Here is a 13,273-nt window from a genome sequence, read left to right as displayed (position 1 = left end):
TCGTCCCTCACCCCTGGACGACCACGGGCTGGAAGCCCTCCGCGCGCAGGTTGCTGAGGACCTGCTCGCAGTGCTCGTCGCCCTTGGTCTCCATGTTGATGGTGATCGCCACGTCCCCCATGCTGATGGACCCGCCCACCCTCGTGTGGTCGACCCCCGTCACGTTCGCGTCCGACTCCGCGATGATCCGGGAGATGGTCGCGAGGGAGCCGGGCCGGTCGTCGAGGAGCATGCGCACCACGAGGAAGCGTCCCGCCGCGGCGAGACCGCGCTGGATGACCTTCAGCATGAGCATCGGGTCGATGTTGCCGCCCGAGAGCACCACCACGGTGTTGCCGGGGTCGGCCCCGCCCTCCGTCAGCTTCCCGTCGAGCAGGGCCGCCACGCCGACGGCGCCGGCCGGCTCGACGACCATCTTCGAGCGCTCCAGCAGGAAGATGAGGGCGCGCGCGAGGGAATCCTCGCTCACCGTCACGACATCGTCCACGAGCTCCCGGATGATCGAGAACGGCAGCTGGCCCGGCCGGCCGACGGCGATGCCGTCCGCCATGGTCGAGACCTTGGTGAGGGGCACGAGGGCGTCGGCGGCGAGGGACGGCGGGTAGGCGGCTGCGTTCTCCGCCTGCACGCCGATGATGCGGATGTCCCGCCCGAGCTCCTTCGCGCGCGCCTTGACGGCGACCGCCACCCCGGCGAGGAGCCCGCCGCCGCCCACGCCGATGAGGATCGTGTCGACGTCGGGCACCTGCTCGAGGACCTCGAGGCCGAGGGTCCCCTGACCGGCCACCACGTCGACGTCGTCGAAGGGATGGACGAACACCGCACCGGTGTCGTCCGCGTACCTCCTGGCCTCGGCGAGGGCCTCGTCGACATTGTGTCCGTGCAGCACCACCTCGGCGCCGTGCCCGCGCGTCGCGGCGAGCTTCGGGAGGGCGACGCCGAGGGGCATGTAGATGCGGGCAGCGATCCCCAGCCGCGCGGCCGCGACCGCGACGCCCTGCGCGTGGTTGCCGGCGGACGCCGCGACGACGCCGCGGGCGCGCTCGGCGTCGGTCAGCTTCGACATCCGGTTGTAGGCACCGCGCACCTTGAAGGAGCCGGCGCGCTGCAGGTTCTCACATTTGAAGGACACGGTGGACCCGGTGAGCCGTCCGAGGGCCCGCGACTGCTCGATCGGGGTGCGGGCGATGACTCCCTCGAGTGTGCGGTGCGCTGCTTCGACGTCGGCGAGGGTCACGGCGAGGTCGGTGGCGGGATCGGTGGCGAAGTGCGTGGATGATGCGGTCTGCTCGGTCACAGGGATGTCTCTTTCCGGGGTGCTGGCGTGGCGGGAGGGTCCGGGGTGCTGGCCGGTGCCGACGGAGACTCCTGCTCCGCCGGAACCGGCCCGCTAATGCCGGACCCTCCCCCCTCGGGCCAGCCCTGCCGGAGCACGATCTCGTCGTGCTCCCACGCCCTGCGCGAGATGTAGCGGACCGACGCGTTGACGACCGCCAGGATCGGGACGGAGAACAGGGCGCCGGCGATGCCGGCGACGATCGTGCCACCGGCGACGGCGAGGACCACCGCGAGCGGGTGGAGGGCGACGGCCGGGCCCATGACGAGCGGCTGGAGCACCTGTCCCTCGATCTGCTGCACGAGGAGGACGATCGCGAGCATGATCAGGGCATTGACCCACCCGTTGGCGACGAGCGCGAGCAGGACGGCGACGGAGCCGGTGGCCAGCGCACCCACGACGGGAATGAACGAGCCGAAGAACACGAGGACGCCGAGCGGCAGGGCCAGGGGCACCCCGATGATGGCGGCTCCGACCCCGATGCCGATGGCGTCCACGGCCGCGACGAGGATCTGGACGCGCACGTACCGCGCCATCGACAGCCACCCGGTGCGCCCGGCACCGTCGACTGCCGCCCGGGCGCGGACCGGCGCGAGTCCGACGACGAACCGCCAGATCCGGGGGCCGTCGAGCAGGAAGAAGATCAGCGCGAACACCGTGAGGAAGATGCCGGCGGCGACGTGCCCCGCGGTGGAGCCCAGGGAGAGGGCGCCACTGAGGATGGAGGCGCTGTTGTTCTGGACGGCTCCGCCGAGCTCCTGCAGGTACTGGTCGACCTGCGTCGCGGTGAGCTGCAGGGGCCCCCGCGCCAGCCAGTCCAGCAGTTGCTGCACCCCGGCCACGGCCTCGCCCCACAGGCTCGCCATACCGACCACGAGCTGCTGGCCGACGAGCGCGAGGGCGCCCGCGATGACGCCCAGGAAGCCGACGAGCGTGAGGGCCACCGCGAGCCCGTTCGGGACGCTCCGGCGATGCAGCGCGACCTTGAGCGGCATGAGCAGTGCGGCGAGCAGGCCGGCGACCATCAGCGGGATGATCAGGACCGAGATGGAGGTGAACAGGTAGACCAGCACGCCCCCGACCACGAGGACGAGTCCCAGCCGCCAGGCCCAGGACGCCGCGACGCGGAGGGCATAGGGGACATCCGAGCGGTCATTTGTCCGGAGGGGCAGGGCGCCGGCCCGGTGCTGCGGCGCTTCGGGGAGGATCACAGCACCACGGCTCACGGCACGCTGCAGGGCGCGCTGGGGGTTCGCTCCGCGGAGACGCTGCATGGACCAATCTTTCCATAGAACCCGCGCGCGCCCGCTACCCGAGAGCCGGGACGATGCCCCACCGGGCCGAGAAGGACGCCCCCGCCTCGAGCCACCGGAGGCCCTCCCCCGAGTTGAAGGCATCGGCCGGGGCCGTCATCGGCTCGATGGCCACCGCCTTGTCCACTCCGGGATAGATGGTACTCACGTACACATGGGCGTACGCGAAGGCCGGGTCGGCCCAGAGTGTGACGCTGCGACCGTCCGGGGCGGCGAGGACGTGCTCGTAGCGCCCTCCGACCGTGCGGAGGGACGCGAAGGCCGTGTCGAACCGGAGGTCACCGACCCTCCGGCCGTTCCGCAGGTCGTGTTGCCCGGTGACGCCCACGGTTCCGGTGGGGATCGACCGGTCGTCGGTCTCGATCATCTCGTCCGCCAGCAGGGTCAGCGTCAGCTCCTCCGTGGGCACGTCGGAGATCTTGAGGTAGGGATGGGCGCCCAGCGCGAAGGGCGCGGCATCCGGGGAGAGGTTCGTCAGCTCCTGCGTGACCGTGAGCTGCTCTTCCGTGAGCTCGTAGGCGGCGCGGTGGAGGAGGTGGAACGGATAGCCGTGCTGGGGGAAGATCTCGGCTTCGAGGACGGCGTGGGCGGGTCCGACGTCGACCGCCCGGTACCCGGTGTTGCGGAGCAGCCCGTGGATGGCGTTGCCCTTGGACGGTTCCGTGATGTCGAGGCGTTGTTCCCGGCCGTGCAGCGACCAGCGACCGTCGGCCACGCGGTTCGCCCATGGGGCGAGGAGGATGCCACCGCCTCCGGCGGGGATGTCGCCGTCGCCCCAGGTCTCGGTGACCGCGACGCCGTCGCACTCGTAGGAGCGCAGGGCCGCCGCGAGGCTGGTGACCACGACCGTCGAGGTGCCCGCCCGCAGGGTGTGGTTGATGCCGCTTGCCAGTCGTGGAGTCGCCATGCAGCGATGCTACCTGTGCGCCGACTTTTCCTGCCGCGCAGAGGGATCGACCCGTATGATGGATTTTGTTCGTTTCAGTGCGGACTCGTTCGTTTCCATCTCGTCTCCGTCTCGTTCCCGGCAGGAGGGGCCATGCTCGCAGCAGAACGCCATGCGGCGATCCTTGAACGCCTCTCCGGGCAGCCGGCCGTGCGGGTGAGCGGCCTCGCCATCGCACTCGGGGTCTCGGAGATGACCGTCCGCCGCGACATCGACACCCTGGAGGCCCGCGGCGCACTGGTCCGGGTCCATGGCGGAGCCGTCCGCGCGGGTAGCCTCAGCTCGGTCGAAGCGGGCTTCGACGCCAACCGGACACGGGCCGGCGACGCGAAGCAGCAGATCGCGGCCACCGCCGTGTCCCTCCTGGCCCCCGGCATGACGGTCTCCGTCACGGGGGGCACCACCACCTTCGCCCTCGCCCCGCTCCTCCGCCGGGTCCGGGGACTGACGGTGATCACCAACTCCCTGCCCCTCGCCGATGAGCTGTTCAGGCTCAGCGCGTCCCCGCTCTCCGACGGCGCTCCCCGGGTGCTGCTCTCCGGCGGCGAGCTCACCCCGTCGAAGGCCCTCGTCGGTCCGCTCGCGACCAGCACGATCGGCTCCCTCCGGGCCGACCTGTGCTTCATGGGTGCCCACGGCGTCGATGCCACCGCCGGCATCACCACGCCCAACCTCGCCGAGGCGGACACCAACCAGGCATTCGCTCGCACCTGCGGGCGGCTCGTGGTGCTCGCCGACGCCGGCAAGATCGGCGTCGTGAGCCTCGCGCGCGTCGCGGCACTCGACGCCGCGGCCACCCTCGTCACCGACCGGCACCCCGGTGCCGACTACGCCGCCCACACGCGGATCCTCTGCGACCCCGCCACCGACCCCCACCTGGAAGAGCGCCCATGACCATCGTCACCCCCACCCGCCTGTCCGACGGGCGCGACCTGATCTACTTCGACGCGCACGAGTCCGGTGCCGCACGGCATCGCGACCCGGCCGCCACGCGGGACGCCCGCGACCTGCCCCCGCGCGGGCCCGCAGGGACCGCCCGGTACGACGCCCTGACCGGCGAGTGGATCGCGGTCGCCGCCCACCGCCAGTCGCGCACCCACCTGCCCCCTGCGGACCAGTGCCCGCTGTGCCCGACCACGGCGTCGAACCTCTCGGAGATCCCGGCCTCCGACTACGAGGTCGTCGTGTTCGAGAACCGTTTCTCCTCCTTCGGCCCCGACCTCGGCGACCTTCCGGCGGATCCCGCCTGGGGTACGACGACGACGGCGTACGGCCGGTGCGAGGTCGTCGCGTTCGACTCCGCGCACGAGGGATCCTTCGGGTCCCTGCAGCCCGAGCGCGCCCGGACCGTGATCGATGCCTGGGCCCAGCGCACCGAGGCGTTGTCGGCGATGCCCGGCATCAAGCAGGTCTTCTGCTTCGAGAACCGCGGGGCGGACATCGGCGTCACGTTGCTGCATCCACACGGGCAGATCTACGCCTATCCGTTCATCCCACCGCGCGCCGCGGCCCTCGCCGGGAAGGCCTCCGAGTTCTTCGAGGCCTCCGACGGACGGCAGACCCTCATGGGGCACGCCCTCGCCGCCGAACGGCAGTCCGGCGACCGCATGGTCATCGAGGGTGAGCACTTCAGCGCCTTCGTGCCCTTCGCCGCCCGCTGGCCGCTCGAGGTGCATCTGGTCCCCCACCGGCAGGTCGCGGACATCGCGGGCCTGACGGGCGAGGAACGCGACGAGCTCACGACGGTCTACCTCGAGCTCCTCGGCCGGCTCGACGCCCTCTACCCCACGCCCACGCCGTACATCGCCGCCTGGCAGCAGGCGCCCATCGACGCGGCGCTCCGCCCTGCGAGCTACCTCCACCTCCAGCTCACCTCCCCCCGCCGCGCCGCCGACAAGCTGAAGTTCCTGGCGGGTTCCGAAGCAGCCATGGGCGCCTTCATCAACGACACCACCCCGGAGAAGGTGGCGGAGGCCCTCCGCACCGCCACTCCCGCCCCAGCCCGGAAGGACCAGGCATGAACACCTCTCCCCACGATCTCGCGGCCGCCTTCACCGACCGCTTCGGTTCCGAACCGGACGGCCTCTGGTCCGCCCCCGGCCGCGTCAACGTCATCGGCGAACACACCGACTACAACGACGGCTTCGTCCTCCCCTTCGCCATCAAGCACTCGACGACGGTCGCCGTGGCGGTGCGCCCGAGCCGGGTGGTGCGGGTCGCCTCGACCTTCGCCCCGGACGAGGACCCCGTGACCGCGGATCTCGACACGCTCGAGGAGGGTAGCGTCAAGGGCTGGGCGGCCTACCCCCTGGGCGTGCTGTGGGCCATGGAGCAGTCCGGCTACCGCTGCCCCGGGATGGACATCCTGGTCGACTCGTCGGTCCCCGTCGGGGCCGGGCTCTCCTCCTCCGCGGCGCTCGAGTGCGCCGTCGCCGTGGCAGCGAACGATCTCTCGGAGGCCGGGATCTCCCGGCGGGAACTGGCCACCATCGGGCAGTTCGCCGAGAATCGCATGGTCGGAGCACCCACCGGCGTCATGGACCAGTCCGCGTCGCTGTTCGGTGAGGTGGGTCACGCCGTCTTCCTGGACTGCCGATCCGGGGAGTCCCGGCTGGTGCCCCTCGACCTCGAGGGTGCGGGGCTCGAACTCATGGTCATCGACACCCGCGTCAGCCATTCCCACTCCACCGGGGGGTACGCGGCCCGCCGGCGGTCCTGCGAGCTCGGCGCGGAGCTCATGGGCGTACCGGCCCTGCGTGACCTCTCGGTCAAGGACCTCGCCGAGGCGGCGGGCGTCCTGGACGAGGAGACGTTCCGGCGCGTGCGCCACGTCGTCACCGAGAACGCGCGGGTCGAGGACACCGTGGACGTCCTCTCCCGGAAGGGCCCCGCCGACCTCGGCCCCCTCCTCGTAGCCAGTCATGCCTCCATGCGGGACGACTTCGAGATCTCCTGCCCCGAGCTGGACACCGCGGTGGACGCCGCCCTGGACGCCGGAGCGATCGGTGCGCGGATGACCGGCGGCGGTTTCGGTGGCGCCGCGATTGCGCTGGCACGCGTCGACGACGTCGCCGCCATCCGGGCCGCCGTCGAGGCGGCGTTCTCCTCCGCGGGCTTCCCGGCGCCGGTCATCTTCGGCGTCCTGCCCGGGTCGGGCGCGGCACGCGTCGCCTGAGCCAGCCACAGCAGCCGCCGGACGGCCCAGGAACGACGAAGGACCCGCACCCCGGAGGGTGCGGGTCCTTCCCGTCACGACCGCGGATCCTCAGCGGTCGGCTACTGCTGTTCGGTACTGCTCTTCGGTACTGCTGTGCGGTACCGCTTCCTGCTAGTCGCTGCCGCGCAGGATCGCGAGCAGGCGCAGGATCTCGACGTACAGCCAGATCAGCGTCACAGTCAGGCCGAAGGCCGCCGTCCACGAGTACTTCTGGGGGGCGCCGTTGCGGACGCCCTCGCTGATCGAGGTGAAGTCGATGATGAGGGAGAAGGCCGCGAGGCAGATGGCGAAGAGACCGATCACGAGGCCGAACGGGATCCCGTTCTCGAACCCGAACATCTCCTCCGTGCCAGGGATGCCGCTGCTCCGCAGACCGAACATGCCCTCGGTTGCGCCGAAGAGCATGAGCCCGAGGTTCACCAGCGAGAAGGCCAGGTAGCTGATGATCGCGATCATGAAGAACTTCATGGCCTTCGGCGTCGCACGCACCTTGCCGCTCTTGAACAGCGCCAGCGTGACACCGAAGACGACGAGCGTCCCGAGGACGGCCTGCACGGCGATGCCCGGGAACTGCGCCTCGAGGATCATGGTGATCCCGCCGACGAACAGCCCTTCCAGGCCGGCGTAGGCGAGGATCAGCGCCGGCGACGGCTCACGCCGGAACGCGTTGACGAGGCCGAGGACGAAGCCGCCGAGCGCACCGATGACCATGAGGGGCACTGCGAGGCCGGGCAGGACGAAGGCAGGGATCGCCGCGCCGACCAGGACGACGCCGATGCAGAGCAGTGTCTTCACGATCACGTCGTCGAAGGTCATGCGCCCCGTCTGGGCAGGCCCGGCGGACGGCTGGTTGTACATGTACTCCAGCTGCTGCTGGTTCGCCATGGTCTGGCCCGCGTACATCGTGGTGCCGGCTCCCGCCGCCGGGTTGCCGCCCCGGGTCGCGGAACGGAAGGTCTTCCCGTTGAATACCGGATTACCGCCAAGTGCCATTTCTGTAGTCCTCCATCAGGGGGCTGGGTGTTCTCTGTACCTTACCAAGAGCAACGGTCCGGCCCGGGGTTCGTTCCCGACCGGCGAACGGTCACGCCCCGTCGTGGCGCGTAGCGAACTGAATCACGACGGGCAGGAAATTCAATACCAAGGAGCCTTGGTAAAACTTTCGTTATCGAATCGCTATCTTCGGCGGATGCTTTTGCGGAGACGTGAAACAAGCCCCTAGTAACATGATCCACACGTCCGTGACACTCGTCACAACTATTGCTCCCGGTGGTTCTCCGCCGGGCCTGCCCCCACCGCGGAGGTTCCCATCTTGTTCACCCTATTCACGCCTGCACGGATCAGGAGACCGCTGCTGCTGATGCTCGGTCTCCTGACGCTCGTGCTGCTCGGCGCCCCTGCCGCGCAGGCGTCCCTGCAGTCGTCCGTCGTCGCGGCCCACCAGACGCAGACCGGCACCACCATCCAGGCCCAGGAATTCGACTACAGGATCGGCGGCGTGCTCCGCGGCGCCGACGGACCCATCGCGGATGTGACGGTCACCGCGGAGGGCAACGGCTTCGAAGGCGAAGCGACGTCCGGCCCCAACGGCGCCTGGAGCATCGGCATTCCCGAGCAGGGCACCTACGAGGTCGAGGTCGACGAGGAGACACTGCCCGAGGGCATCGCCCTCGCGGAGGGCCAGGAGAACCCCCGTCAGGTGACCCTCGCCAACACGTCGAGCGCCACGACCCTCTTCCTGTTCGGCGAGGGCATCGTGTCGCAGCAGGCGTCGTTCCTCGACACCCTCGCCGAGCGCGCGCTCGCCGGGTTCAGCTTCGGCCTCCTCCTGGCACTCAGCGCCGTCGGACTCTCCCTGATCTTCGGCACCACGGGGCTCACCAACTTCGCCCACGGCGAGATGGTGACCGTCGGCGCGGTCCTCGCGTTCGCCTTCTCCGCCGTGGGGCTCCCGATCGCCGCGGCGATCGTCCTGGCCGTCATCGGTGGCGGTCTTCTCGGCTACGTGCAGGATGCCGGCCTCTGGAAGCCGCTGCGCCGCCGCGGGACCGGACTGGTTCCCATGATGATCGTGAGCATCGGCCTCGCCCTCGCGCTGCGGTACATCATCCAGTTCTTCTTCGGCGGGGCCACCCAGCAGCTGCCGGGGTCGCAGAGCGAGATCCTCACCTTCGGCTCGGTCTCGATCTCCCGCAACAACCTCACCTCGCTGATCGTGAGCCTCGTGATCATCCTCGTGGTCGCCTTCCTGCTCCTGCGCACGCGCATCGGCAAGGCCACCCGCGCCGTCGCGGACAACCCCGCCCTCGCCGCGGCGTCGGGCATCGACGTCGACCGCGTCATCAGGATCGTCTGGGTCACGGGCGGCATGCTGGCCGCCCTCGGCGGGATCCTGTGGGCCTACTACCGTCCCGGGGTCTCCTACAACATGGGGCAGCAGATCCTGCTGCTCATCTTCGCGGGAGTCACGCTCGGCGGCCTGGGCACGGTCTTCGGTGCCCTCATCGGTTCCATCATCGTCGGCCTGTTCGTGGAGATCTCCACGATCTGGCTGGAGGCAGACCTCAAGTACGTCGGGGCGCTGCTCATTCTGATTCTCGTGCTCCTCTTCCGGCCACAGGGCATCCTCGGTCGCCGTGAGCGCATAGGTTAGGGGCTCTTCATGGACTTCGGAAACATCCTCATCAACGCTTTCGGCGAGATGATCAGCCCGACCACGGCTGCGTACGCCCTCGCGGCCCTCGGCCTCGCGGTGCACTTCGGCTACTCGGGTCTCCTGAACTTCGGGCAGGCCGGTTTCATGGCCGTCGGTGCCTACGGGTATGCCATCTCGACCCTCACCTTCGACGCGCCGCTGCCGGTAGCCGTCCTGGTGGCCATCACCGCCTCCGTGATCTTCGCGATCATCCTCGGCATACCGACCCTGCGCCTGCGGGCGGACTATCTGGCGATCGTGACCATCGCGGCCGCGGAGATCATCCGCTACATCGTGACCACGAACGGACTCACGCGCGTCACCGGCTCGGCCAACGGGCTCGCGGCCTTCGAGGGCGGTTTCTTCGGGCTCAATCCCTTCCCCCCGGGGAGGTACAACATCGGACCGCTCGGGATGAACGAGCGCGACCTGTGGATCCGGATCGTCGCATGGAGCGTCGTCACCATCGCGTGCATCCTGGTCTGGCTCCTCATGCGCAGCCCCTGGGGCCGCGTGCTGAAGGGCATCCGCGAGGACGAGAACGCCGTGCGCTCGCTCGGCAAGAACGTGTACGCCTACAAGATGCAGGCCCTGATCATCGGAGGTGTCCTCGGATCGATCGCGGGCATCATCTTCACGCTGCCGCGCGGGGCCGTCCAGCCCGCGAACTACGCGACGGAGCTGACGTTCTTCCTCTACACCTGCCTCCTGCTGGGTGGCATGGCCACTGTCCTCGGACCGGTCGTCGGGGCGATGATCTTCTGGGTGGTGCTCTCGTTGACGCAGGGAATCCTGTACGGGCTGATCGAGATCGGTGCCATCACGTTCCTGACCAACTCACAGGCGGGTCAGCTCCGCTACATCCTCGTGGGTGTGGCGCTGATGCTGCTCATGATCTTCAGGCCCCAGGGCGTCCTGGGCAACAAGAAGGAGCTGGCGTTCGCATGAGCGGCAACCACAGCGAGAACCACAACGACAACGACCCCGGCAGCACCCCCGGTGACGCCGCTCCGGTGGCGTCCGGCGCCCATGCTGCGGGAGCCCCGGGCGACGCCGTCGCGGGGGGCCCGGCCGCCGGTGCCGCCGGTGCCGCCGCGTCGGGCCAGGACTACATGACCGACTCCGAGCCGATCGCCGTCGGGGAGACGGGGCCGGGATGCAGCAAGCGCGACCCCATCGTCGTCGCCCGGAAGGTGACCCGCAGCTTCGGTGGCATCAACGCCGTCGACGTCGAGCACCTCGAGATCCCGCGGCACAAGATCACCGCCCTGATCGGCCCCAACGGGGCCGGCAAGACGACACTGTTCAACCTGCTCACCGGGTTCGACACACCGAACAGCGGCGAGTGGGAGTTCGACGGCAAGCCACTGGCCAAGGTCGCCTCGCACCGGGTGGCGCGGATGGGCATGGTGCGCACGTTCCAGCTCACGAAGGTCATGGGCAAGCTGACCGTCCTGGAGAACATGCGCCTCGGAGCCTCGAACCAGCCCGGCGAGAGCCTTGCACGGGCTCTGTTCAAAGGCGTCTGGGGCGGCAGGGAACGCGAGATCACGCAGCAGGCCGAGGTGTTGCTGGCGAAGTTCAAACTCGACACCAAGCGCGACGACTACGCGGCGTCCCTCTCCGGCGGGCAGCGGAAGCTCCTCGAGATGGCTCGCGCCCTCATGGTCCGGCCGCGGCTCGTGATGCTCGACGAGCCGATGGCCGGTGTCAATCCGGCCCTGACACAATCGCTGCTGGAACACATCAAGAACCTGAAGGCGGAGGGCATGACCGTCCTGTTCGTCGAACACGACATGCAGATGGTCCGTCACATCGCCGACTGGGTCGTGGTGATGGCCGAGGGCAGGGTCGTCGCGGAGGGTCCGCCCGCCGTCGTCATGAAGGACCAGGCCGTGATCGACGCCTACCTGGGCGCCCATCACGACGTGGACCTCGGCGACGCCGAGGGCATCGAGCGGCTCGAGGCGGAGCTCGCCCATGACGAGGAATCGGTCATCGGCACCGAGGACGAAGGGCTGCTCGGCCACGGCGTGGTCGAGCTCGGAGGGGAGCCGCACGCGGCACACCCCCCGCACAAGGATGAGGAGACGAAGTAATGGCTGAATTCACGGGCGACTCGGTCGTCAAGGTCACCGATCTCGTCGCGGGCTACCTGCCGGGCGTGAACATCCTCAACGGGTGCAGCATCGAGGCACGTCGCGGTGAGCTCATCGGGATCATCGGCCCCAACGGTGCGGGCAAGTCGACGCTGCTGAAGGCGATGTTCGGGCTCGTGAAGGTGCATTCGGGCACGGTCATCGTCCGCGGCCAGGACCTCACCGGGCTGAAGGCCAACAAGCTGGTCAGCCTGGGCGTCGGGTTCGTGCCGCAGAACAACAACGTCTTCTCCACCCTGACCATCGAGGAGAACCTCCAGATGGGCATGTACCAGAGGCCGAAGGACTTCAAGGAGCGCTTCGACTTCGTGGCGAGCCTCTTCCCGGAACTCGCGAAGCGCCGGGCGCAGCGAGCAGGATCGCTCTCCGGCGGCGAGCGCCAGATGGTGGCGATGGGGCGGGCCCTGATGATGGATCCCGCGGTCCTGCTGCTGGACGAGCCCTCGGCCGGCCTCTCACCCGTGAAACAGGACGAGACGTTCCTGCGCGTGCACGAGATCAACAGGGCCGGGGTCTCGGTGATCATGGTGGAGCAGAATGCACGCCGCTGCCTGCAGATCTGCGACCGCGCCTACGTGCTGGACCAGGGCAAGGACGCCTACACGGGTTCCGGTCGCGAACTGATGAAGGACCCGAAGGTCATCCAGCTGTATCTCGGCACGCTGGCCGACACCGCCTGATCGCCTCGCCTGGAGCCGGACACCGGCCTGGCACCGGGCACCATCCTGACCCGAACGCAAGCGAGGGCGGAACCGCCGTCGGTTCCGCCCTCGCCCGCGTGCGCCCCGTTACCGTTGGTCGGGACAGCAGGGCACGGGCAGCGGACGGGGACGGCGGATGGCAGGACGGGTCAGCGGCGCGATCGGCGCGGGGTTCGAGGGAGTGTTCCGGGCGATCAAGCAGATCCGACGGCACCGCCCCATCCACGCGCGCGGTCTGCGGCTCGACGGGACGGTCGTGATCCACGAGCACGGCCTGCGCAGCGGCATCGCCTGGATCGACCGGCCCGGCCGCTCCCCCGCGACGGCCCGTGTCTCCCGCTCGGTGGGCACTCCGGACGGACTGCCGGACATCATGGGACTGGCGGTACGGGTCCATCACCCAGGGAACGGGTCCGCCCCCTCGACGTTCTCGGACATCCTGTTCTCCTCGACCGGCTGGTCCTTCCCCGGTCGCTTCGTCCTCGTCCCGAGGCTCTCGGTCTCCCGAGCACCCTTCAGCACGATGATGCCCTACCGCGGCGAGGACGGCCCCGTGCTGCTCGGTGCGCGCACGCTCAGCCCGACCGACCTCCCCGCCTCGCTCGGTGCCCTGGAGCGCGCCCTCGGACCTTCCGCCTGGCAGCTCGGCCTCTTCTTCGCGACGCCTGTCGGGTCCTGGCAGCACTTCGGCACCCTCACGCTCGCCCTGGACCCGGACGCCGAGGAGGAGGATCTCCGCTTCGACGCCGTCCTCCACCCCCTGGCAGGGGCCGCGACGTACGAATGGTCCCGCCGCGTCCGTGAACCCTCCTACGCCCTCGCCCGGCGCGATCCCGGCGACACCTGACCCCGGACCTCTCCGTCCTCCAGCGCCCGGACGGACAGCACAAGGCCCCGGTCGCTCCT

At 69.6% G+C, this 13,273-nt stretch carries 12 protein-coding genes; 8 read left to right on the top strand and 4 right to left on the bottom strand.

Features of this window, described 5'->3' with window-relative positions; genetic code table 11:
* Window positions 1-7: 7 nt before the first annotated feature.
* The 3 genes from ilvA to ACX80F_RS04155 are packed head-to-tail and all read right to left on the bottom strand — an operon-like array spanning window position 8 to window position 3,556.
* Window positions 8-1,297, bottom strand: a complete 1,290-nt coding sequence (ilvA, locus tag ACX80F_RS04165) for a threonine ammonia-lyase (protein WP_459335128.1) — start codon at window positions 1,295-1,297, stop codon at window positions 8-10.
* Window positions 1,294-2,610: an AI-2E family transporter gene (locus tag ACX80F_RS04160; RefSeq protein ID WP_459335127.1), complete on the bottom strand. Its 1,317-nt coding sequence runs from the start codon at window positions 2,608-2,610 to the stop codon at window positions 1,294-1,296. The genes ilvA and ACX80F_RS04160 overlap by 4 nt, the downstream gene beginning before the upstream one ends.
* A 34-nt stretch (window positions 2,611-2,644) precedes the next feature.
* Window positions 2,645-3,556, bottom strand: coding sequence for an aldose 1-epimerase family protein (locus ACX80F_RS04155; protein WP_459335126.1), 912 nt, complete (start codon window positions 3,554-3,556; stop codon window positions 2,645-2,647).
* A 132-nt stretch (window positions 3,557-3,688) separates the two neighbouring features.
* Here ACX80F_RS04155 and ACX80F_RS04150 point away from each other — a divergent pair, with 132 nt between their 5' ends.
* From ACX80F_RS04150 to galK, 3 genes are read left to right on the top strand one after another with little or no spacing between them, the layout of a single operon-like run.
* Window positions 3,689-4,489, top strand: a complete 801-nt coding sequence (locus ACX80F_RS04150) for a DeoR/GlpR family DNA-binding transcription regulator (RefSeq protein ID WP_459335125.1) — start codon at window positions 3,689-3,691, stop codon at window positions 4,487-4,489.
* On the top strand, window positions 4,486-5,616 hold the full coding sequence (gene galT / locus ACX80F_RS04145) for a galactose-1-phosphate uridylyltransferase (protein WP_459335124.1): 1,131 nt from the start codon (window positions 4,486-4,488) through the stop codon (window positions 5,614-5,616). Before ACX80F_RS04150 ends, galT begins: the two co-directional genes overlap by 4 nt.
* Window positions 5,613-6,770, top strand: coding sequence for a galactokinase (gene galK / locus ACX80F_RS04140; protein WP_459335123.1), 1,158 nt, complete (start codon window positions 5,613-5,615; stop codon window positions 6,768-6,770). Before galT ends, galK begins: the two co-directional genes overlap by 4 nt.
* Window positions 6,771-6,923: 153 nt before the next feature.
* On the opposite strand, the gene ACX80F_RS04135 is transcribed toward galK, so the two are convergent.
* The gene (locus tag ACX80F_RS04135; RefSeq protein WP_459335122.1) at window positions 6,924-7,805 is read right to left on the bottom strand and encodes a Bax inhibitor-1/YccA family protein; all 882 of its coding nucleotides are present in this window, start codon (window positions 7,803-7,805) and stop codon (window positions 6,924-6,926) included.
* A 367-nt stretch (window positions 7,806-8,172) separates the two neighbouring features.
* Here ACX80F_RS04135 and ACX80F_RS04130 point away from each other — a divergent pair, with 367 nt between their 5' ends.
* The 5 genes from ACX80F_RS04130 to ACX80F_RS04110 all read left to right on the top strand — a co-directional run bounded on the left by ACX80F_RS04130 (window position 8,173) and on the right by ACX80F_RS04110 (window position 13,214).
* Window positions 8,173-9,465: a branched-chain amino acid ABC transporter permease gene (locus tag ACX80F_RS04130; RefSeq protein ID WP_459335358.1), complete on the top strand. Its 1,293-nt coding sequence runs from the start codon at window positions 8,173-8,175 to the stop codon at window positions 9,463-9,465.
* A gap of 9 nt (window positions 9,466-9,474) precedes the next feature.
* Window positions 9,475-10,455 carry a branched-chain amino acid ABC transporter permease gene (locus ACX80F_RS04125; protein ID WP_459335121.1) on the top strand — a complete coding sequence of 327 codons (981 nt, stop codon included), beginning with the start codon at window positions 9,475-9,477 and terminating at the stop codon, window positions 10,453-10,455.
* 164 nt (window positions 10,456-10,619) lie between these two features.
* On the top strand, window positions 10,620-11,606 hold the full coding sequence (locus ACX80F_RS04120) for an ABC transporter ATP-binding protein (protein ID WP_459335357.1): 987 nt from the start codon (window positions 10,620-10,622) through the stop codon (window positions 11,604-11,606).
* A complete protein-coding gene (locus ACX80F_RS04115; RefSeq protein WP_459335120.1) occupies window positions 11,606-12,346 on the top strand; it encodes an ABC transporter ATP-binding protein in 741 nt (246 codons plus the stop codon). The genes ACX80F_RS04120 and ACX80F_RS04115 overlap by 1 nt, the downstream gene beginning before the upstream one ends.
* Window positions 12,347-12,503: 157 nt before the next feature.
* Window positions 12,504-13,214: a hypothetical protein gene (locus ACX80F_RS04110; RefSeq protein ID WP_459335119.1), complete on the top strand. Its 711-nt coding sequence runs from the start codon at window positions 12,504-12,506 to the stop codon at window positions 13,212-13,214.
* The last annotated feature ends 59 nt before the right edge of the window (window positions 13,215-13,273 follow it).

Source organism: Arthrobacter sp. TMS2-4 (assembly GCF_054511075.1).
The sequence above is the reverse complement of the archived record's forward strand: the minus strand, read 5'-3'. Positions and strand labels throughout refer to the sequence as shown.

Coding starts and splice junctions, on each gene's coding strand:
- galK (WP_459335123.1), top strand. CDS start 5,613: ATGAACACCTCTCCCCACGATCTCGCGGCCGCCTTCACCGACCGCTTC.
- ACX80F_RS04155 (WP_459335126.1), bottom strand. CDS start 3,556: ATGGCGACTCCACGACTGGCAAGCGGCATCAACCACACCCTGCGGGCG.
- ACX80F_RS04130 (WP_459335358.1), top strand. CDS start 8,173: ATGCTCGGTCTCCTGACGCTCGTGCTGCTCGGCGCCCCTGCCGCGCAG.
- ACX80F_RS04125 (WP_459335121.1), top strand. CDS start 9,475: ATGGACTTCGGAAACATCCTCATCAACGCTTTCGGCGAGATGATCAGC.
- ACX80F_RS04120 (WP_459335357.1), top strand. CDS start 10,620: ATGACCGACTCCGAGCCGATCGCCGTCGGGGAGACGGGGCCGGGATGC.
- galT (WP_459335124.1), top strand. CDS start 4,486: ATGACCATCGTCACCCCCACCCGCCTGTCCGACGGGCGCGACCTGATC.
- ACX80F_RS04135 (WP_459335122.1), bottom strand. CDS start 7,805: ATGGCACTTGGCGGTAATCCGGTATTCAACGGGAAGACCTTCCGTTCC.
- ACX80F_RS04150 (WP_459335125.1), top strand. CDS start 3,689: ATGCTCGCAGCAGAACGCCATGCGGCGATCCTTGAACGCCTCTCCGGG.
- ACX80F_RS04115 (WP_459335120.1), top strand. CDS start 11,606: ATGGCTGAATTCACGGGCGACTCGGTCGTCAAGGTCACCGATCTCGTC.
- ACX80F_RS04160 (WP_459335127.1), bottom strand. CDS start 2,610: ATGCAGCGTCTCCGCGGAGCGAACCCCCAGCGCGCCCTGCAGCGTGCC.
- ACX80F_RS04110 (WP_459335119.1), top strand. CDS start 12,504: ATGGCAGGACGGGTCAGCGGCGCGATCGGCGCGGGGTTCGAGGGAGTG.